The sequence below is a fragment of the Actinosynnema pretiosum genome (genome assembly GCF_002354875.1).
In the GTDB taxonomy this organism is placed as follows: Bacteria; Actinomycetota; Actinomycetes; order Mycobacteriales; family Pseudonocardiaceae; genus Actinosynnema; species Actinosynnema auranticum.
Window position 1 is genome coordinate 934,996 of record NZ_CP023445.1, and the last position, 19,172, is coordinate 954,167.

Below are 19,172 nucleotides of genomic sequence, written 5' to 3' on the forward strand. Positions count from 1 at the left end.
TCAGTCCAGCACCAGGGTCGAGTCGTGCAGGGTCAGGGTCCCGGCCGTCGAGCGGATCACGGCGGCGCGGCCCGCGACGTGCTCCACGGTCACCCGCAGCCCGCGCACCGGGTCGGCCGCCGAACCGGGGTCGACGGCGCTGTCGCGCTGCGCCATGGCCAGGGTCAGCAGCTCGCACAGCACGCCCAGCGCCTCGCCGGACAGCTCGGCCTCGGCCAGCCGGGGCGCCGCCGCCGCCAGCTCCGCGACGGACGCGGCGCGCCGCTCGTCCGCGTGCCTGGCCTCGGCGAGCAGGGACTGCTCGGTCATCGGGTCGTCCAGGATGCGCGAGGTGCGCCCGCGCGCGCTGCGGTCCGACCGGCTGCGCACGCTCACCGGCACGTCCACGGCGGGACCGGCGGCCCACGGGGTCCGCTCGTCGTCGCGGTCGTGCTCGGGCGCGGGGGACAGGTGCCGCGCCCCGTACAGGCCGAACGCCGCCGCGTACAGCTCGTGCGCCTGCTCGCGGGTGCCGCCGTCGAACCAGGCGGCCAGCTTCAGCAGCTCCGCCCTGCGGCCGGGCAGCAGCCCGCCGCCCGAGGTCGCCCGCTTCACGCTGGCCAGCAGCGAGCCGATGGCGCGGGCCGTCGCGTCGCGCAGCGCGGTGACCTGGCTGGGGCGGCCGGGCCGGTCGACGAACCAGTCGGTCAGCTCCCGCCAGTCCTCGGCGGACCGCCCGCGCGCCCGCTCCACCCGCTCGCCCAGGCCCGAGGCCCCCAGCAGCCGCAGCAGCTCGGGCCGCGCGCCCGCCAGGCCCGCCAGCGCCGCCGCGATCGCCGGGGTGTGCCGCAGCACGTCCTCCACCACCCGCTGGATGTACTCCACGAGCAGGTCCCGGAAGCCGCTGATCTCGTCGGCCGCCAGGTGGTGCCGGGTGACGACCTGGCCGAGGTAGGCGTAGAAGTCGCGGACCGTCGCGGCCAGCTCGGCGTGCTGCAGGAACAGCGTGGTGACCTGCTCGGCGAGCGCCTCGCGCGGGCCGCGCCCGCCGGTCAGCAGCGCCTCGGACAGGGTGCGCCCGAGCTGGCCCAGGCCGCGCTCGACGGCGGGCAGCAGCTCGCGGGAGACCTCGCGGGCGCCCTCGGGCACCCGCAGCAGCTCGTCCACGTCCCGCTGCACGCGCACCGCGAGCTTGCTGACCTGGTAGCGGACGCTGCCGTGCTGGAACTCGGCGATGCTGGACGCCACCACCTCGCGGCGGCCCTGCACCAGGTTGCCCCACTCGACCAGCTGCTTGAGCCGGTTGATCACGTTCTCGATGCGCGACTCGCCGTGGTCGACCCGCCCCTCGCGCTCGGCGCCTGCCAGCGCGCCCGCGACCTCGCCCGCGGACAGGTCGGCGAGCAGCGTGGACGTGAACAGCCGCATGATCGCCAGGTAGGTGCGCTGGTGCTCGCGCGCGTCCAGGTAGGCGTAGAGCTTCAAGCGGGCTGGTTCCACGGGGTGCCACCCTAGGGCTTGGCGGGGGGCGCCCACGCACGGGCGGGGCGAGTCGGCTGCTCCGTTCGGCCCGCGCCCGCCGGGTTGCCCCGTCCGTGGCGGCCGTCCGGGGGACGTGGTCGGCTGACCAGCACCGCGAGTGCCGCGACGGCGGTCGCCCTGCACCGTGCGTGTCGGCGTCCGCTCACCTCCCGGACACGCCCCGCCTGCCTGTGGACACCGTGCGTGTCGGCGCTACGGTGCCGGCATGAGCCTGGGACGTGCGGTCGGGTTGGCGCTCGGGGTCGCGGCGGACGCGGTGTTCGGCGACCCCCGGAGGGGGCACCCGGTCGCGGCGTTCGGGCGGGTCGCGGGCGCGCTGGAGCAGCGGCTGCACCGGGACGACAAGGGCGCGGGCGCGGCGCACGTGGTGGTGCTGGTCGGCGGGGTCGTGCTCGCGGGCGCGGCCGTCGAGCGGCTGGCCGGGCGGTCCGAGGCGCTGCGCGCGCTGACCACGGCCGCCGCGACCTGGGTGGTGCTGGGCGGGGCCTCGCTGGCCGACGAGGGCACCGCCATGGGGCGCGAGCTGGACGGCGGCGACCTGGTGGCGGCCCGCGACCGGCTGCCGAACCTGTGCGGGCGCGACCCCGAGCGGCTGGACACGATGGGCCTGGCCAAGGCGACCGTCGAGTCGGTGGCCGAGAACACCTCGGACGCGGTCGTCGCGCCGCTGGTGTGGGGAGCGGTCGCGGGCGTGCCCGGCCTGCTCGGCTACCGCGCGGTGAACACCCTGGACGCGATGATCGGCCACCGCTCGGCCCGCTACCGGAACTTCGGGTGGGCGGCGGCGCGCCTGGACGACCTGGCGAACCTGCTGCCGTCCCGGCTGGCCGCGCTGCTCACCGTCGTGGGCGCGCCCGTCGTGGGCGGCTCGGCGGGCGAGGCGTGGCAGGTGTGGCGGCGGGACGCGGCGGCGCACCCGAGCCCCAACGCCGGGCAGGTGGAGGCCGCGTTCGCCGGGGCGCTGGAGATCCAGCTCGGGGGGCGCACGGTGTACTCGCACGGGCCGGAGGACCGGCCGGTGCTCGGGCACGGGCGCAACCCGGACGCCGGGCACGTGACGCGCGCGGTGGAGCTGTCCAGGGTCGTCGGCGCGGGCGCGGCGGCGGTGTCCGCGCTGGTCGCGGTGCTCGTGCGGCGCAAGCGGCGGGGTTGAGCCCCGGACCCTGGGGGCCCCGCCGGTCAGGCGGGGCTGTTCTCGCGCCGCCCGCTCGCGCGCTCGGCGTCCGCGCGCTCCTCGCCGCCCTCCGCGGCCTCGGCGGTCCCGTTCTCCGCCGCCTCGTCCTCGGCCAGCAGCTCGGCCACGGACTTGCGGCGCGGCTTCCTCTCGCGCTCCCTGGTCAGCGCGCCGCCCGGCTTGGCCTCGCGCCAGGTGAAGTACAGCCACCCGCCGATCGCCATGATCCCGAACGCCAGCCACTGCAGCGCGTACGAGTAGAACGGCCCGGCCTCCATGCGGGGCAGCGGCAGCGCCGACTCCAGCCCCGGCTGGTCCACGTCGAGCTGGAAGTAGCCGGGCCGGATGTCCAGCCCGACCATGCGCCCGACGGTCGCGGTGTTGATCGAGTAGACCTGCCGCTCGCCGTCCTCCAGGAACCCGTCCCGCAGGTCCGGCTCCTCGGCGCGGGTCCACGCGGTGACGCTCACCCGCTCGGACGGCGGCGTGGTCAGGTCCGGCACGCCCATGCCGTCGGCGGGCCGCACGTACCCCCGGTCGACCAGCACGACGGGCCCGTCGGTGGTCCGGAAGGGCGTGAGCACCTCGTACGCGGCCTCGCCCTGCACGGTCCGCAGCCGGGCGACGGCCTCGGAGTCCGCCAGGAACTGGCCGGTCAGCACGACCCTGCGCCACTCGTGCTCGGCGTTGGGCTCGTCCAGCACCTCGGCGAACGGCACCGGATCGGTGGCCATCGCCTCGGACAGCGCGGTGTTCTGACCCACGCGCTGGTCGTCCCGCCCGAACTGCCATGGCGCGAGCATCCAGATGCACACGCCGGCGAAAACCCACACGGCAACCGTCAACGCGAGCCAACCGGGCCGCAGCAGAAACCTCAACCGCACGGCACCCACGGTAATCCCTGCCCGCGCGGACCCCGTGCCGGGGTGAACCGGACATACCGGACGTCGTGCTGGTGGGAGGGGTGTCGCGGGCCCCGGCGAGTGCCCGGTCACACCACCGGGCCGCAGGTCACCGGCGTGCGGACCCCCGGCTCACCGGGGAGCCGACCGCGCCGCCGCCACGGTCCGCGCCGCGTACGCCCGCCCGAACAGCACCACGTGCACCAGCAGTGGGAACAGCTGGTGCAGCGGCGCCCGCTCCCGCCAGCCGTCCGCCAGCGGCGCGGCCTCGTGGTACGCCGCCAGCACCCGGTCCAGGTGCGGGCAGCCGAACAGGGCCAGCATCGCCAGGTCGCTCTCCCGGTGCCCGCCGTGCGCCGCCGGGTCGATCAGCCACACCCGCCCGTCCGCCGCCCAGTGCGCGTTCCCGCTCCACAGGTCCCCGTGCAGCCGCGCGGGCGGCTCGGGCGGCGCCTGCACCCGGACCGACTCGACCACGGCCGCCTCCTCGGCGGTCAGGCTCCCGGCGTCCACGGCCAGCCGCGCGTACCGCGCGATCCGGTGCTCGGCGAACCACCCCGGCCAGGCGTCGGCCTCGACGTTCGCCATCGGGGCCTGCCCGATCGTCGCCTCCGCCGGACCGCCGGGCGGCGGCGAGCCGAACGCGGGCGCGCCCGTCGCGTGCAGCGCCGCCAGCCGCGCCCCGAACTCCTCGGCCGCGCCGGGCGACGGCCTGCCCGGCTCCACCCGGTCGATCACCAGCCACTCGTCCGAGCACCCGCGCACCGCAGGCGCCGGCGGCCCCTCCGGCTCGGCCAGCCACTCCAGCCCCGCCGCCTCGGCCCGCGCCACCCGGTTCGCCTTCACCACGACCCGGTCGCCGTCCGCCAGGTCGACCTCGTGCACCGCGTCGCCGATCCGCCGCACCGCGACCGCCCGCGACCCGGTCACCCCGGCCGCGACGTCCGCCGGGTCCACCCCGCGCCCCGCCGGGCCGCCGCGCCCGGTCACCGCTGCCGCTCCCGGACCCACCGCAGCAGCCCCGGCGTCGCGGCCTCGACCATCCCCAGCACCTCGGCGAACGCCGCCCGCCCCGAGTAGTACGGGTCCGGCACCTCGTCCGACCCGGCCTCCGGGTCGAACGACCGCAGCAGCCGCACCCGCTCCGGGTCCGCGACCATCCCGCGCAGCGCCCGCGCGTGCCCGGAGTCCAGCGCCACCAGCAGGTCCGCGCCCAGGTCCTCGGCGCTGACCGCCGCGGCCACGTGCTCGGTGGGGTACCCGGCCCGCTCCAGCGTCGCCGCGCTCCGCGCGTCGGCGGGCTCGCCCACGTGGTAGCCCTGCAACCCCGCGCTCGACACCACCACGCCCTCGACCCCGGCCCGGCGCAGGTGCTCCCTGAGCACGATCTCCGCCACGGGGGATCGGCAGATGTTGCCGGTGCACACGAACACCACGGAGAGCATGGGGGAGTCCTCACTCGGTCGCACGGGAAGCGGGGCCTGCGGGGCCGGGGCCTGCGGGGCCGGGGCCTGCGGGGCCGGGGCCTGCGGGGTCGCAGCCTAGAAGACCGGCCGCGCGCCGGGGTCCCGTTGCGCACTCCGGGTGAACCCGCTGGACCCCGCCCCCGCCCCGCACGACGATCAAGAGCGGGGGGCCCGATGCCGTCGAACCCGCAAGACCCGCTCGCCGCCGCGCTGGGGACGCTGACCCTCCTCGTGGCGGCGCTCCTGCTGCTGGCGCTGACCTCGCTCGCCCTGCGCCGCCCGCCGCCGACCCCGGCGTTCACCCGCCGCCCGCCGCACGGCGGCGGGGCCCTGCGCCCCGACCCGAACGCGGGCTTCCTCACCGACCGGGGCCTGCTCTTCCTGCCCCGCCGCTTCTTCCTGGCCACCGGCTGCCCGCCGGTCCGCGTCCGGGCCCGCGACCACGCCGCGCTGGACCGGGCCCGCCGCACCCGCCCGGTGAAGGTCGCGCAGCGCGGCCGGGCCTCCTGGTGGTGGTTCGAGGACGCCGTCTACGCCGAGTCGCGCGGCTACCGCCCGGCCGACGTGCTGGCCCGCGTGGTCGCCGAGCGGGTCAGGGACGAGGCGCTGGCCGAGCGCACCCTGCTGCTGACCTCGCTCAACCCCCGCCACCCGCGCATCCCCGCCGAGGTGCGCCGCGCCGTCTTCGAGCGCGACCGGGGCCGCTGCGCGCACTGCGGCGGCGCCACGAACCTCAACTACGACCACGTCGTGCCGCTCGCCGAGGGCGGCCCGTCCACGGTCGGCAACCTGCGCGTCCTGTGCCGCCCGTGCCTGCGCATCGCGCACTGAGCACCGCGCGCTGAGCGGACGCGGAATGCCCGAACAGCCGCGCGGCGACACCGCCGAACGGCCCAAGAGCAATTCCGGGACCCGTCGGAAAACGCCGCCGCAATTCCCGAAAGTGACGACGCGGGCGCATTCCGTGATTTCTTCCGAGCGATCGTTCGCACACGCTGAAACCGCAGATCAGCGGTAGTATGAAGGCCGGTTCGCGGGGGAGGGGGAGCACACCGTGGTGGTCGACGAGCGGCAGCCCGCGACGCTGCCCAGGGCGGCGCGCGCCCCGCAGTGGTGGCATTCCGCCGCGTGCCTCGCGCTGATCTGCTGCGCGCTCCTGGTCTCCTTCCTCGGCTGACCGCGACCGCCCCGAGCCCCGGTCCGGCGCCGCGCGGGACCGCCGCGCCCCGGCCCGCGCGCGCCCATCGCCTAAACTCGCGCCGATGACCAGCCAGGACCCCGAGCGCGAGCTGCTGCGCCACCACGGGGACGTCGACGCCGCCCCCGGCCTGGTGGACTTCGCGGTCAACGTGCGCGCCCCGTCCCCGCCGGACTGGCTCGCCGCCCGCCTCGCCGCCCGCCTCGCCGACCTCGGCTCCTACCCGACCCGCGCCGACGAGCTGGCCGCCCGAGAGGCCGCCGCCGCCCGCCACGGCCGCACCCCGGACCAGGTCCTGCCGCTCAACGGCGCCGCCGAGGGCTTCGCCCTGCTGCCGGAGCTGCGCCCGGCGCTCGCCGCCGTCGTGCACCCCTCGTTCACCGAGCCCGAGGTGGCCCTGCGCGACGCGGGCGTCCCGGTCCACCGCGTCCAGCTCGCCGAGCGCGACGGCTACCGCCTCGACCCCGCGCTCGTCCCGGACGAGGCCGACCTGGTCGTGGTCGGCAACCCCACCAACCCCACCTCGGCGCTGCACCCGGCGGAGGCCCTCCGCGCGCTGGCCCGCCCCGGCCGCGTCCTCGTGGTCGACGAGGCGTTCATGGACGCCGTCCCCGGCGAGCGCGGCTCGCTGGCCGCCGCCGCGGACGTGCCCGGCCTGCTCGTGCTGCGCAGCCTCACCAAGACCTGGGCGCTGGCCGGCCTGCGCGCTGGCTACCTGCTGGGCGAGCCGGACCTCCTCGCGCGCCTGGCCGCGCGCCGCCCGCAGTGGCCCGTGGGCACCCTCGTCCTGGAGGCGATCACCGCCTGCTGCGAGCCCGCCGCGCTGGCCGAGGCCGCCGCGCTCGCCGAGCTGACCGCCGCCCGCGCCGCCCACGCCGCCACCGCCCTCGCCGAGCACCTGGTGATCCCGCCCAGGGCCCCGTTCCTGCTGCTGCGCGTCCCGGACGGCGCGCGCGTGCGGCGGTCGCTGCGCGACAAGGGCATCGCCGTGCGCCGGGGCGACACGTTCCCCGGCCTGACCCCCGACCACGTCCGCGTGGCCGTGCGCTCCCCCGAGGAGACCGCGCTGCTCGCCGACGCGCTCCGAGTCGCACTGGAGGAGACATGACCACCCTCGGCGAGGTGCTCGCCGCGCTGGAGGCGGCCTACCCGCCCGCCACCGCCGAGTCCTGGGACGCGGTCGGCCTGGTGTGCGGCGACCGCTCCGAACCCGTGAGCAGGGTGCTGTTCTGCGTGGACCCGGTCGAGTCCACCGTGGACGAGGCGGTCGAGGTGGGCGCGCAGCTGCTCGTCTCGCACCACCCGCTGCTGCTGCGCGGCGTCCACGGCGTGCCCGCCGACACCCCCAAGGGCCGCCTCGTGCACCGCCTGATCCGCGCGGGCGCGGCCCTGTACACCGCGCACACCAACGCCGACGCGGCCAACCCCGGCGTGTCCGACGCGCTGGCCCGCGCCATCGGCCTGGAGGTCACCGGCCCGCTCGACCCGGCCCCGGCCCGCGCGCTGGACGTGCTCACCACCTACGTCCCGGTCGCCGACGCCGCGAAGGTCCTGGCCGCGCTGCACGACGCGGGCGCGGGCAGCACCGGCGACTACCGCGAGGTCGCCTGGAGCGTCGACGGCACCGGCCAGTTCCGCCCGGTCGACGGCGCGAACCCGGCGATCGGCGTGGTCGGCGAGCTGGAGCGGCTGCCGGAGACCCGGCTCGAACTCGTGCTGCCGCGCGGGCGCCGCGCCGACGTCGTGCGGGCACTGCGCGCCGCGCACCCGTACGAGGAAGTCGCCTTCAACCTCAACGAGATCCCGGAGCTGCCCGCCGACACCGGCATCGGCCGGATCGGCGTGCTCCCGGAGCCCGAGCCGCTGAGCGCGTTCACCCGCCGCGTCGCCGCCGCCCTCCCCGCCACCGCGTGGGGCGTGCGCTCGGCGGGCGACCCGGATCGGGTGATCAGCACCGTCGCGGTCTGCGGCGGCGCGGGCGACAGCCACCTGTCCGCCGCGACGCGCGCGGGCGTGGACGCCTACGTCACCGCCGACCTGCGGCACCACCCCGCCCGCGAGCACCTGGACGCGGGCGGGCCCGCCCTCGTCGACGTCGCCCACTGGGCCAGCGAATGGCCGTGGTGCGCGCAGGCGGCCGACATCGTGCGCGCCGCCTTCGGCGGTACGGTCGAAACCCTCGTCTCGACCCGACGGACCGACCCCTGGACCACCGGCGCGACGAGCCCCGAACAGGAGGACCGCTGAAGTGAAAGCCGATCCCGTTGTGCAGCGCAGGCTGCTCGACCTCGCGCGGGTTGACACCGAGCTGGCGCGGGTCGAGCACCGCCGCCGCACGCTGCCGGAGATCGCGGAGATCGCCGAGGCCGAGAAGCAGGTGCGCGCCAAGCAGGACGCGCTCACCGCGGTCGAGACGACCCTGGGCGACCTGGACCGCGACGTCAAGCGCCAGGAGACCGAGATCGACCAGGTCCGCTCGCGCGAGGAGCGCGACCGGAAGCTCCTGGCCGGTGGCAGCGTCGGCGCCAAGCAGCTCACCGACCTGGAGCACGAGCTGGCGACGCTCGGCCGCAGGCGCGGCGCGCTGGAGGACGACCTGCTGGAGCTGATGGAGCGCCGCGAGGCCGTCGAGGCCGACAGCCAGCACGCCTCGGCGCAGCTCGCCACCGCGCAGGAGACCCTGGCCGACGCCGCCCGCAGGCGCGACTCCGCGCTCGCCGACCTGGAGTCCACCGAGGCCAAGCGCACCGCCGAGCGCAAGACCGTCGCGTCGACCTTCGAGGCCCCGCTGCTGGCGATCTACGACCGGGTCCGGCTGCACAAGGGCACCGGCGCGGCGCTGCTCCAGTCCCGCCGCTGCGGCGCGTGCCGCATCGAGCTGGACCGCAGCGCGATCGCCAAGGTCAAGGAGGCGCTCGCCGACGACGTCGTGCAGTGCGAGGAGTGCGGCGCGATCATGGTGCGCACCGGGGAGTCCGGTCTGTGAGGGTGCTCGTCGAGGCCGACGGCGGCTCGCGCGGCAACCCCGGACCGGCGGGCTACGGCGCGGTGGTGCTCGACGAGGGCGGTGACACCGTCCTGGCCGAGCGCTTCGAGGCCATCGGCGTCGCCACCAACAACGTCGCCGAGTACCGGGGCCTGATCGCGGGCCTGCGCGCCGCCGCCGAGCTGGGGGCGACCGAGGTCGACGTGCGGATGGACTCCAAGCTGGTCGTGGAGCAGATGTCCGGGCGCTGGCAGATCAAGCACCCGGCCATGAAGCCGCTCGCCGCCGAGGCCAGGGAGCTGGCGGGCGACTTCGAGTCGGTCACCTACGGCTGGATCCCGCGCGAGCGCAACAAGCGCGCGGACAAGCTCGCGAACGACGCCATGGACGGCAAGGTCATGCCGGACCCGGCGATCGGCGCGGTCCCGGAAGCCGCCGAGGTCTCCGGCGGGGCTCCCGGCGGGGCTTCCGGTGAAGCGCCCGCCACCGCTCGGGCGGTCGTCACCGAGCGCCCGGCGTCGGCGGCGCACGTGACCGCGCCCCCGGCGTCCTGGTCCGGCGCCGAGGGCAGGCCGACCCGGCTGCACCTGGTGCGGCACGGGCAGACCGAGCTGTCGGTGGCCCGCCGCTACTCCGGTCGCGGCAACCCGCCGCTCACCGAGGTCGGCCTCGGCCAGGCGAAGGCTGCGGCGGCCAGGCTGTCCACCCTGGACGGCGTCGCCGCCGTCGTCGCGTCCCCGCTCCAGCGCGCCAGGCAGACGGCGGGGGAGATCGCCTCGGCGCTCGGCCTGGAGGTCGACGTGCGCGAGGACCTGATCGAGGTCGACTTCGGCGAGTGGGAGGCGCTGACCTTCACCGAGGCCGCCGAGCGCGACCCCGAGGCGCACGCCCGCTGGCTCGGCGACACCTCCGCCGCCCCGCCCGGCGGCGAGAGCTTCGACGCCGTGCACCGCAGGGTGGACCGGTTCCGGCAAGAGCTGATCGCCGAGCACGGGGGCCGCGACGTGATCGTGGTCAGCCACGTGACACCGGTGAAGACCCTGCTGCGCCTGGCGCTGGGCAGCGGCCCCGAGCTCCTCTACCGGCTGCACCTGGACCTGGCGTCGCTGTCGATCGCGGAGTTCTACCCGGACGGGCACGCCTCGGTCCGCTTGGTGAACGACACCTCGCACCTGGGCTGAGCGACACCTCGCACCGGGGGGCGATGCCGTGGCACGAGCCGAACCCCCCGGTGCGGTGGCGCGGTGGCTCACGTCGACCGGAGCGGTGTTTCCGGCCGGGTTCCGCCCGGCCGGGGGCGCGAAAGCCCCGCCGCTACCCGGCGATCCGCAGCCGCCGGTTCCCGGAGGCGTTGCGCACCACCTCGCCGAACCGCTGCACCGCCAGCCGCAGCCCCACCGCGCGCTCCTCGGCCACCGACCCGCCGCGGATGTGCTGGTCCAGCACGAACTCCCCGGCCAGCACCGAGTCCGCGCCCTTCACCGCGAGCAGCGGCTTCAGCGCGTAGTCCATCGCGACCAGGTTGCCCTGCGCGCCGCCGTTGGCGACCGGCAGCACCGGCCGCCCGCGCAGCGCCTTCTCCGGCAGCAGGTCCACCAGCGCCTTCACCAGCCCGCTGTGCGCGGCCCGGTACACCGGCGAGGCGACCACCACCCCGTCCGCGCGCAGCACCGCCCCGACCGCGTCGGAGATCACCGGGTCCCGCAGGTCCTCGGTGATCAGCGAGAGCACGGGCAGCCGCCGCACGTGCAGCGACCGCACCTCGCACCCGCAGGACGCGAGCGCCTGCTCCACCAGCGACACCACCGCCCCGGTCCGCGAACCGGGGGACGGGCTTCCGGACACCACGAGCACACTGGACACGACGGGACGCACCTCTCCGCAGGAGGGGAAGACCGGGGGGTTGCCGGGGGTGTGGCGACGGGGAAAGCTCTGACCGCGAGGTGAAATCCGTCAGCGGCAACAGATCGCGGCGCCGGTGCGGCAGAAGTCGACGTGGCGCCGCCGGGTGAGCAGCGTGCTCCCGGTCACGGCACCGAGTAGAGCAGCACCGGGCGGATCGGACAACCGGGCGCCCCGCGGGGGTTCCACGGGGCGGGACGGCGAGCCCTGTACCCTGGGCGGCGCGGACGAGTCGGCAGGGCGGTCGCGTCGGCGGGGTCACCCGCCGCCGAGGAAAGTCCGGACTCCACAGGGCAGGGTGGTTGCTAACGGCAACCAGGGGCGACCTTCGGGACAGTGCCACAGAGAACAGACCGCCACCGGCGCTCGCGCCGGCGGTAAGGGTGAAACGGTGGTGTAAGAGACCACCAGCGCCCCCGGTGACGGGGGCGGCTAGGCAAACCCCACCCGGAGCAAGGCCAAGAGGGCGTCCCCCAGGGGGCGCCTGCGCAGGCGTTCGAGGGCTGCCCGCCCGAGCCTGCGGGTAGGCCGCACGAGCCCGGCGGCGACGTCGGGCCTAGATGGATGACCGCCCAGCGGTGCGCCGAGAGGCGCCCGTGGACAGGATCCGGCTTACAAGCCGGCTCTTCCGCGCCTTTCCGGCCCCCAGGGGCCGGAAAGGCGCTGTCTCGTCCCGAACAGGGACGAGGAGCACAGCAAACGCGACGCCACCGCACACCCGCACCGCTGCTCGTAAAAAGCCGCCACGGCCACAACCGAGCCGCCCACGAGTCGCAACCGCTCTGCCTGCCGAGCGCCACGACCCTCAAGAATTCGCTGTTCCTGCCAGGGGACTGGTGAACCCACTGCCCTCGTCAGGGCTCTGCCGAACCTGCTGCCCCCGCCAGGGTTTCTGAACCCCGCCCCACCACAGCCTCCACCCCCGCCGCCCCCACGCCCGCCCCCCACGCCCGCCTCCTCAAGGCTTCCGCGAAGGCCGCCCCGGCGGCATCCGGTACACCCGCCGGAACCCCGCGCCCTCGTTGTACCGCCGCTCCAGCTCCGCCACGTACGCCGCCACCGCCGGGTTCACGATGTCCGCCAGGCTCCGCACCCCCGACCCCGGTTCCCGCGCCGCCAGGTACGTCGCCGCCGCCCGCGCCCGCTCCAGCACGTCCCGGTCGAAGTTCACCGTCCGCTGCACCCGCCGCCCCGGCCCGCTCGGCCCGACCACCTGCTCGGCGGCCTGCTCGACGACGCGCTCGATCTCCCGCTCGACCTCGTCCGCGGCCGTTCTGCCGCTCGCCCGTTCGGCGGCCTGCCCGGCCGCTGCCGCGCCCGCCCCCACCGTGATCTCGTTCACGCCGACCGCGATCGCCTCGGCGGCCTCGGTGGTGATCTCCACGACGCTTCCGGCTGTCTCGGGCACGGCTTCGGGCGGCTTGGCCATCTGCGAGCCTCCTCGGCGAGGTAATCCGGGCCACACGGCCGTTCAGGGGGCGCGTGCCCTGCCGAACGGGTCACTCGACGTCAACAGCAGCCCAAAGAGCCCTCGCCGGTGCGCACGTTGCGTCACCTGCGTGCCTGCATCCGGGTGAACTGTCCCGGCAATCGGGAGAATCCGGGCTAGCCGGTTCTCCGCCGCTCGACTCGGACCCATTATGGCTGTGAGTCAGATTAGACGTAATCTACGTCGGAGGGAACGGGCCTTGATCATCGACGGAGCGCCAGCACGCCGGTGCGCCTCGTGACCGAGACGTGTTCTACTCGACAGCGCACGACCCCGGCGCACCCCCCTCGGTCCGCCGGGTGGAGTCCTGCGTACTACAGGAGTACGAGATGACCGCCATGTCCCTGGTAACACTCGCGCAGCAAGCCCCCTCGCTGGGCACGACAGGCGTGCGGCAGTGGATTCTCGACAACCTCGTGCCCCTCCTCCTGCTCACCGTCGCCGTCCTGCTGCTGTGGCTCGGCGGCGGCAAGGGCGACAACGCCGGGGTCATGCGGAGGCTCGGCGGGGTGATCATCGCGCTGGCCATAATCGGACTGGCCGTGACGACGAACGCGGGCGCCGACATCGGCTCGTGGATCGCCGGCCTGTTCACCGGCGGGTGACCAGGTGCGGGTACGCACTGACGACGAGGTCTACCGGGTCGACGCCGTCTGGCTCGGCCCGCCCAAGGCGACCTTCCCGTGGCGCGCGCGCTACGTGGCCTGGGGCGTCGGGATCGCGGTCTTCCTGCTGGTGCTGACCGTCGAGCGGCAGGTCGGCATCGGCTTCGGGTTCTTCAGCACGGCGTGGGCGCTGATCGGCACCGTGCTCATCACGAGGTTCATCACCTCGCGGATCAACCACGAGCGCCCGCTGTCGGCCGCGATGACCATGCTGAGCCGGGAGCTGACCGCGCCCCGCGAGCGGACCTCCGGGGCGGGCGGCGCGGCCAGCGCCGCCCGCCTCAGGGTGTCCCGCGAGCGACCGCGCAAGCGCCCGAAGGGCGTCAAGCGCGCCGAGCGCGAGCAGCGCCGCCGCGCCCAGGAGCAGCAGAAGCGCCGCCAGCAGCAGGACCGCCGCCAGCAACGCCGTAAGAAGGAGGTTCGCGGTGTTCGGACGCCGGCGTGACCGGGACCGCCGCAACGCGCCGCACGTCGCCCAGCACGCCGCGCCGGGCGACACCCGCGGCCAGTCGTCCAGCGGCAAGCGCGCGCGCCGCCTGACCGGCGAGCAGGTGATCCCCAGCTACACCCCGTCCATCGCCGCCCGGACGATCGACGGGCACCTGCTGCGCACCGGCCAGGAGGTGTACGCCTGGTACAAGCTCGCGCCGCAGCGCTGGTCGTTCCGCTCCGACTCGCAGCGCCAGGACCTCATCGCCGCGATCGCCGGGCAGTACGCCGAGCTGCAGGGCCGCTGGATGCACCTGCGCGTGACGACCCGCCCCTACCCCATCAGGATGTGGGCCGAGGCGCACGTCCACAACGCCGTTCGGCGGCTCCCGGACACCCCCGGCGCGCTCAGCTTCGACGACTACATGGTCGGCGAGCAGCAGCAGCTGATGGGCCGCTCCATGGCGGAGAAGGAGGTGTACCTCGGCGTCCAGGTCCAGACCCGCAACATGATGGACCGCGCCGTCGAGCGCGCCGCCCCCGTGCTGCGCCGGGTCTTCCCGGACGCGGTGGACGCCGAGCTGGTCGCCATCGAGTCCGAGGTCGACCACCTCGACCAGGTCATCGGCTCCGCCGGCCTCGAGGGCCGCCCGGTCACCGCCGAGGAGATGTCCTGGCTGATGCACCGGTCCTGCTCGCTGGGCCTGCCCGCCCCGCGCAACCTGCCCGCGGTGCCGGGCGCGCCGTGGGAGCCGGAGGACCTGGCCAGCTTCACCGACGCCGCCGACTTCCACCAGGAGCCCTACTCGCCCACGGTCACCGTGCGCGGGCGCACCGGCTCCAACGCGGGCATCCGGCGCAACGTCGCCGTGCTCACCGTCGGCCTGATGCACGGCCTGCAGATCCCCGAGATCGACGACCCGTGGGTGCAGCGCGCCGACCGGCTGCCCGCCTCCGTGGAGTGGTCGGCCCGGATCTACGTGCGCCGCCCCGAGGAGGTCGCGGGCGAGCTGCAGCGGCAGATGAACAAGGTCCGCTCGCAGGTGCGGCACTACACCGACGAGCACGAGCTGGAGCCGCCCCAGTCGCTGTCCCGCCAGGCGGGCCGGGTGCTGGAGATCGACGACGAGATGACGTCGGGCTTCACCTCGCTGGGCACCCGCGTGCGCTCGTGGTGGCGCCTGGCGGTGTCCGGGCCGAACGAGCGCGAGGCGCTGCGCCTGGCCCAGGCCCTGCTCGACCTGTACAAGCCCAAGGTCGCCATCGAGCACCCCGAGGCGCAGTACGCGCTGGCCAGGGAGTTCATCCCCGGCGAGGCGCTGTCGTCCTCGGCGTACCTGCGGCGCGGCTCGGTGCTGTGGGCGGCGTCCTCGGTGCCGACGGCCACCGCCGAGGTCGGCGACCGGCGCGGCATCCTGCTGGGCGAGACGGTCACCGCGACCCGCCGCCCGGTGGCGTGGGACCCGTGGATGGCGCAGGAGCTGCGCGACTCGTCCGGCCTGAGCGCGCTGGTCGCGGGCCTCGGCGCGGGCAAGTCGTTCCTCGGCGGCGGCATCGTCTACAAGACGCTGCGCTCCGGCGCGCACTGGACGCTGCTCGACCCGTCCGGCCCGCTGGCCGCGCTGTGCGAGCTGCCCGAGCTGCGCCCCTACGCCCGTCCGATCAACCTCCTCAACGCCCAGCCCGGCATCCTCAACCCCTACCGGGTGGTCGCGGAGCCGCAGCTCGAGCACTTCATGGACGAGGACGACCCGGAGCGGGCGTGGCGGCGCGAGCGCGCGCTGGCCGCGGCCACCCGCCGCCGCCTGGTGCTGGACGCGCTGAGCGGCCTGCTGCCCTACGAGGTGGCCCGGCTGCCGCAGACCAGGATCGTGCTGCTGCGCGCGGTCCGCACCGTCGGCGGTCGCCCCGACGCGCACCCCGGCCAGGTGTTCGAGGCGCTGCGCCGCGACGCCTCCGAGCACCACGAGCACGCCGTGGTGGTCGCGGACTTCCTGGACGAGCTGCGCGAGCGCATGTCGCTGCTCATCCCCGAGGACGACGACGACCCGTACCGCGACCAGCGCGACGACCGGCTGACCGTGCTCACCATGGCGGGGCTGAACCTGCCGAAGGACGGCGTCGGCCGCGAGCACTGGACCGACGCCGAGGCGCTCGGCGTGGAGATGCTGAACCTGGCCGCCTGGCTCACCCAGCGCTCCATCTACGAGCGGCCCAAGGACCTGCGCAAGGGCGTCTGGATCGACGAGGCGTTCTTCCTGTCCGAGGTGCCGACCGGCCGGGTGCTGATGAACCGGTTCGCCCGCGACTCGCGCAAGTGGAACGTGCGCGTGCTGCTGTCCAGCCAGATCCCGGCCGACTTCCTCAAGATCCAGGGCTTCGTGGCCCTGCTGGACTCGGTGTTCGTCGGGCGGCTGGACGACGACCAGGCGCAGGCGGACGCGCTGCGGCTGCTCAAGGTGCCGGTGGGCGTGGGCTACGAGCAGGTCGTGGCGAGCCTGGGCCGCAGGCCGGGCGGGGCGCGCAACGCCACCGAGCGGGACCGGGCGCCGCGCCAGTTCATCTTCGCGGACGGCGCGGGCGGCGTGGAGCGGATCAAGATCGACTTCTCCGGTCCGCACCTGGAGCACCTGCGCCAGTCCCTGGACACCACGCCGGACGCGCTGCGCGAGAGCGCCGCCGCGGCCGAGGCGCAGGCGGTGCTCCCGGCCCAGGACCCGCTCGCCGTCGGCGACGGGTACCCCGACAGCGCCTACTCCGACGAGGACTACGACGACGAGTTGGCGGCCGACCTGGAGGTCGGGCTCGCCGACGACCTGGTCGACTCCGCCCACGGTGAGGGAGGAAACCGCCGAGGCGGTCGGGAAGGTGCGGCATGACGCTGCTCTCGCTCGTGGCCGCGCTGTCCGTCGCGCTGTGGGCTTGGCGGCGGAACGCGCGCACCTCAGGACCGGCCGCTCGGGGCCGCTGGCGCGCCATGGCGGTGGTGGTCGCGCTGGTCGGCCTGCAGGTCGTGATCGGCGCGCCCGCCGCGAGCGCGGCGAACTGCGGTGAGGCGCCCAACCCGGAGCGGCCCGGCTCCGGCATGGTCGGCGCGATCGACCCGCCGCTCGGCAACGGCCTGCCCGACACGCCGTACGACCGGTACAGCTACGCGGGCATGGTCTGGCACACCTACCAGACCAACTGCACGGTGGTGCCCGACTCCGGCGCGGTGATCGACACCTGGATGGGCAACGAGCTGTTCAACATCGGCAAGAACATCGTGGGCGCCACCAACGCGCTGCACTACACGGTGATGGGCCGGGGCCTGCTGGTGCCGCTGGACGAGGCGGTCGAGGCGGGCGTGCAGCGCGTCTACGACAACGTCTACCTGCGCTGGTTCGGCCTGGTCGCGCTGGTCCTCGCGGTGCTGATGTTCCGGCAGATCTGGCAGGGCGACCTCGCCGCGATCTCCAAGCGCGGGCTCTGGGCGCTGGCCGCCATGTGGCTGGCCACGTCGACACTGGCGCTGCCGCAGTTCTACACGTTCCTCGACGGCACGCTCGTCACCAAGACCTCCGAGATCCAAGCGGGCTTCCTGGAGGCCCCGGAGAAGGACGACGCGCTGCACGTCCTGCCGTCCCGGCTGCACGACGCGGTGGTCTACCAGACCTGGCTGCGCGGCGAGTTCGGCACGCCCGACGCGCCGCAGGCCGCCGAGTTCGGACCCAGGCTGCTGGCCGCCCAGGCGTGGAACCTGGACGAGATGGCCGAGCAGAAGGACGGCGACCAGGCCGCGCTCGACGCCAAGAAGAACGACTTCAAGGCGGTCTACACCGAGCTCGGCCCGACCCAGGGCTACTTCTCCGGCGCGGACGGCGGTCGCACCGGGGCGGGGTTCCTGTCGCTGCTCCAGGCGGTCGCGTTCTCGCTGTTCCAGCTGTTCGCGAAGGCCGCGGTGCTGCTGGCCCAGCTGCTGCTGCGCATCCTCACCCTCGCCGGTCCGCTGATCGGCCTGGTCGCGCTGCTGCACCACGAGCTGCTGCGCAAGGTCGCCCGCGCCGCCGCCGTGACCGTGTTCAACGTGCTGATCCTGGCGGTGCTGGCGGGCACCCACGCCCTGCTGCTCCAGGCGATCTTCAACGCCTCCGGGCTGTCGCTGCTGACCCGCACCATGCTCGGCCTGATGCTCACCGTGGTCTGCTTCATGATCGGCAAACCGCTGGGCCGCATGTGGCAGATGGTCGAGATGTCGGTGGGCACGGCGGGCAGCGCGCTGCCGATGAAGGGCGGCGTGTTCTCCCGGCTCGGCAAGCGCAAGGACACCGGCCCGACGCCCCAGGAGGAGTTCTGGGAGCACGTCAGGGACGGCGACGACGACGGTCCCGAGGTCCCGCGGCGCGGCGCCCAGCGGGTGCGCCCCGAGGCGGCCAACCCGGCCGTGGTCAGCGCCACCGCCCAGCGGCTCGACCGCGACGGCTCGGGCGGTCACGGCTCCGGCGGGTACGGCTCCTCGGGCTACAGCGGCCAGAACGAGCTGCCCTCCCGCGCCCAGCCCGCGCTGCCCTCGGGCGGCGGTCAGGCCGCGCTGCCCGTCGGGCGCGCGTCGCGGGTCGTGGACACCCCGCCGGTCGCCGACCGGGGCTGGGACCGGGTCGACGACGCGGTGCTCGTGCCGTCCCGGTCGACCACCTACGCCACGCGCCTGGACCCCGGCCCGATCAGCAACCCGCGCGCGGCCGAGACCGAGGTCGTCGCGGGCAGGCAGGTGCACGTGATCTACCGGCCGTCGCGCGGCCTGGAAGTCAGGGATGGCTGATGCCGATCAGGACGAACCGCGGGCGCGCCGCGGTCTACCGCAGGCTCTGGGGCTGGCCGCTGCGCTCGCCCAACCACCTCGCCATGACCGTCGTCGGCTTCGCCGCGCTGGTGGTCGCGGCCAGCGTGCTGGTGCCCCAGCTCACCGAGCGGGGCGCGCAGGCCCGCCAGGGCGGTGACGCCCCGCCGCTGAGCACCTCGGTGGGCGGGCAGCCCGGCCAGGGCACCCAGATCGGCGTGCTGCCCACCTCCACCACGGCCCCGCCGCAGACCAAGGAGCCCGCGCCCACCCGGCCGTCGCCCACGACGACCGGCAGCGACGTGGTGGTGCCCGCCGAGGCGCAGCTGGTCGTCGAGTCCTGGCTCGACAAGTGGGCCGACCACCCGGCGGGCACGACGAACGAGAAGTGGCTCAAGGGGTTGGAGCCGTTCACCTCCGAGGAGCTGCTGCCCAACCTGAGGTCGGTCGACCCCGCCCTGGTGCCGGTCGTGATCAAGGGCGAGGTGAAGCGGATCTCCGCAGGCAGCGCGTCCGCGGAGTTCGAGGCGGAGGTGGAAACCGGGAAGATGGTGATCACTGTGGTCAAGTTCCCCGATCCCGCTGGCTGGCGAGTGCACAAGTACGACAAGGTGGGGTGAG

The 19,172-nt window shown here is 75.2% G+C and carries 17 protein-coding genes, 1 other RNA gene and 1 pseudogene; 13 read left to right on the forward strand and 6 right to left on the reverse strand.

All coding sequences use genetic code 11. The features are described from left to right. Positions 1–1,479: a DUF2397 domain-containing protein gene (locus CNX65_RS04300; protein WP_096491604.1), complete on the reverse strand. Its 1,479-nt coding sequence runs from the start codon at positions 1,477–1,479 to the stop codon at positions 1–3. 247 nt (positions 1,480–1,726) lie between these two features. On the opposite strand from CNX65_RS04300, the gene CNX65_RS04305 reads away from it, so the two are divergent. Then, the gene (locus CNX65_RS04305; RefSeq protein WP_096491605.1) at positions 1,727–2,674 is read left to right on the forward strand and encodes a cobalamin biosynthesis protein; all 948 of its coding nucleotides are present in this window, start codon (positions 1,727–1,729) and stop codon (positions 2,672–2,674) included. A gap of 26 nt (positions 2,675–2,700) precedes the next feature. On the opposite strand, the gene CNX65_RS04310 is transcribed toward CNX65_RS04305, so the two are convergent. The 3 genes from CNX65_RS04310 to CNX65_RS04320 all read right to left on the reverse strand — a co-directional run bounded on the left by CNX65_RS04310 (position 2,701) and on the right by CNX65_RS04320 (position 5,042). Beyond that, positions 2,701–3,579 (reverse strand): SURF1 family cytochrome oxidase biogenesis protein, encoded by an 879-nt coding sequence (locus CNX65_RS04310; RefSeq protein WP_232519698.1) that lies wholly within the window; start codon positions 3,577–3,579, stop codon positions 2,701–2,703. A gap of 150 nt (positions 3,580–3,729) precedes the next feature. Continuing rightward, positions 3,730–4,587 carry a fructosamine kinase family protein gene (locus CNX65_RS04315; protein WP_096491607.1) on the reverse strand — a complete coding sequence of 286 codons (858 nt, stop codon included), beginning with the start codon at positions 4,585–4,587 and terminating at the stop codon, positions 3,730–3,732. Further along, positions 4,584–5,042 (reverse strand): low molecular weight protein-tyrosine-phosphatase, encoded by a 459-nt coding sequence (locus tag CNX65_RS04320; protein WP_096491608.1) that lies wholly within the window; start codon positions 5,040–5,042, stop codon positions 4,584–4,586. The genes CNX65_RS04315 and CNX65_RS04320 overlap by 4 nt, the downstream gene beginning before the upstream one ends. Positions 5,043–5,237: 195 nt before the next feature. Here CNX65_RS04320 and CNX65_RS37710 point away from each other — a divergent pair, with 195 nt between their 5' ends. From CNX65_RS37710 to CNX65_RS04345, 6 genes and pseudogenes are all read left to right on the forward strand, one after another. Further along, on the forward strand, positions 5,238–5,894 hold the full coding sequence (locus tag CNX65_RS37710; protein ID WP_096491609.1) for an HNH endonuclease: 657 nt from the start codon (positions 5,238–5,240) through the stop codon (positions 5,892–5,894). 223 nt (positions 5,895–6,117) lie between these two features. Beyond that, positions 6,118–6,240 carry a hypothetical protein gene (locus CNX65_RS37715; RefSeq protein ID WP_256373725.1) on the forward strand — a complete coding sequence of 41 codons (123 nt, stop codon included), beginning with the start codon at positions 6,118–6,120 and terminating at the stop codon, positions 6,238–6,240. A gap of 67 nt (positions 6,241–6,307) precedes the next feature. Continuing rightward, positions 6,308–7,369, forward strand: a pseudogene (gene cobC / locus CNX65_RS04330) (Rv2231c family pyridoxal phosphate-dependent protein CobC); the annotation flags it as partial. Beyond that, a complete protein-coding gene (locus tag CNX65_RS04335; protein WP_096491611.1) occupies positions 7,366–8,508 on the forward strand; it encodes a Nif3-like dinuclear metal center hexameric protein in 1,143 nt (380 codons plus the stop codon). The pseudogene cobC and the gene CNX65_RS04335, both read left to right, overlap by 4 nt. Before the next feature lies 1 nt (position 8,509). Then, positions 8,510–9,247, forward strand: coding sequence for a zinc ribbon domain-containing protein (locus CNX65_RS04340; protein WP_096491612.1), 738 nt, complete (start codon positions 8,510–8,512; stop codon positions 9,245–9,247). A 2-nt stretch (positions 9,248–9,249) separates the two neighbouring features. Beyond that, positions 9,250–10,428, forward strand: a complete 1,179-nt coding sequence (locus tag CNX65_RS04345; protein ID WP_198320586.1) for a bifunctional RNase H/acid phosphatase — start codon at positions 9,250–9,252, stop codon at positions 10,426–10,428. A 133-nt stretch (positions 10,429–10,561) separates the two neighbouring features. On the opposite strand, the gene CNX65_RS04350 is transcribed toward CNX65_RS04345, so the two are convergent. Beyond that, on the reverse strand, positions 10,562–11,110 hold the full coding sequence (locus tag CNX65_RS04350; RefSeq protein WP_096491614.1) for an NAD(P)H-dependent oxidoreductase: 549 nt from the start codon (positions 11,108–11,110) through the stop codon (positions 10,562–10,564). A gap of 267 nt (positions 11,111–11,377) precedes the next feature. On the opposite strand from CNX65_RS04350, the gene rnpB reads away from it, so the two are divergent. Beyond that, positions 11,378–11,780, forward strand: an RNA gene (rnpB, locus tag CNX65_RS04355) — RNase P RNA component class A. Positions 11,781–12,107: 327 nt separating this feature from the next. On the opposite strand, the gene CNX65_RS04360 is transcribed toward rnpB, so the two are convergent. Next, complete coding sequence (locus CNX65_RS04360) at positions 12,108–12,578, reverse strand: hypothetical protein (RefSeq protein WP_096491615.1); 471 nt, start codon at positions 12,576–12,578, stop codon at positions 12,108–12,110. A gap of 389 nt (positions 12,579–12,967) precedes the next feature. Between CNX65_RS04360 and CNX65_RS04365 the strand changes: the two genes are divergently transcribed. Genes CNX65_RS04365 through CNX65_RS04385 form a run of 5 tightly spaced genes read left to right on the forward strand, consistent with a single transcriptional unit; the run spans position 12,968 to position 19,171 of the window. Then, a complete protein-coding gene (locus CNX65_RS04365) occupies positions 12,968–13,243 on the forward strand; it encodes a hypothetical protein (RefSeq protein ID WP_012783507.1) in 276 nt (91 codons plus the stop codon). A 4-nt stretch (positions 13,244–13,247) separates the two neighbouring features. Continuing rightward, a complete protein-coding gene (locus CNX65_RS04370) occupies positions 13,248–13,748 on the forward strand; it encodes a hypothetical protein (protein ID WP_177154500.1) in 501 nt (166 codons plus the stop codon). Beyond that, complete coding sequence (locus CNX65_RS04375) at positions 13,729–16,611, forward strand: ATP-binding protein (RefSeq protein ID WP_096491616.1); 2,883 nt, start codon at positions 13,729–13,731, stop codon at positions 16,609–16,611. Before CNX65_RS04370 ends, CNX65_RS04375 begins: the two co-directional genes overlap by 20 nt. Next, on the forward strand, positions 16,608–18,533 hold the full coding sequence (locus CNX65_RS04380; RefSeq protein WP_096491617.1) for a hypothetical protein: 1,926 nt from the start codon (positions 16,608–16,610) through the stop codon (positions 18,531–18,533). Before CNX65_RS04375 ends, CNX65_RS04380 begins: the two co-directional genes overlap by 4 nt. After that, on the forward strand, positions 18,533–19,171 hold the full coding sequence (locus CNX65_RS04385) for a hypothetical protein (protein ID WP_096491618.1): 639 nt from the start codon (positions 18,533–18,535) through the stop codon (positions 19,169–19,171). Before CNX65_RS04380 ends, CNX65_RS04385 begins: the two co-directional genes overlap by 1 nt. The last annotated feature ends 1 nt before the right edge of the window (position 19,172 follow it).

Coding starts and splice junctions, on each gene's coding strand:
- CNX65_RS04380 (WP_096491617.1), top strand. CDS start 16,608: ATGACGCTGCTCTCGCTCGTGGCCGCGCTGTCCGTCGCGCTGTGGGCT.
- CNX65_RS04335 (WP_096491611.1), top strand. CDS start 7,366: ATGACCACCCTCGGCGAGGTGCTCGCCGCGCTGGAGGCGGCCTACCCG.
- CNX65_RS04385 (WP_096491618.1), top strand. CDS start 18,533: ATGCCGATCAGGACGAACCGCGGGCGCGCCGCGGTCTACCGCAGGCTC.
- CNX65_RS04365 (WP_012783507.1), top strand. CDS start 12,968: ATGACCGCCATGTCCCTGGTAACACTCGCGCAGCAAGCCCCCTCGCTG.
- CNX65_RS04360 (WP_096491615.1), bottom strand. CDS start 12,578: ATGGCCAAGCCGCCCGAAGCCGTGCCCGAGACAGCCGGAAGCGTCGTG.
- CNX65_RS04305 (WP_096491605.1), top strand. CDS start 1,727: ATGAGCCTGGGACGTGCGGTCGGGTTGGCGCTCGGGGTCGCGGCGGAC.
- CNX65_RS37710 (WP_096491609.1), top strand. CDS start 5,238: ATGCCGTCGAACCCGCAAGACCCGCTCGCCGCCGCGCTGGGGACGCTG.
- CNX65_RS04320 (WP_096491608.1), bottom strand. CDS start 5,042: ATGCTCTCCGTGGTGTTCGTGTGCACCGGCAACATCTGCCGATCCCCC.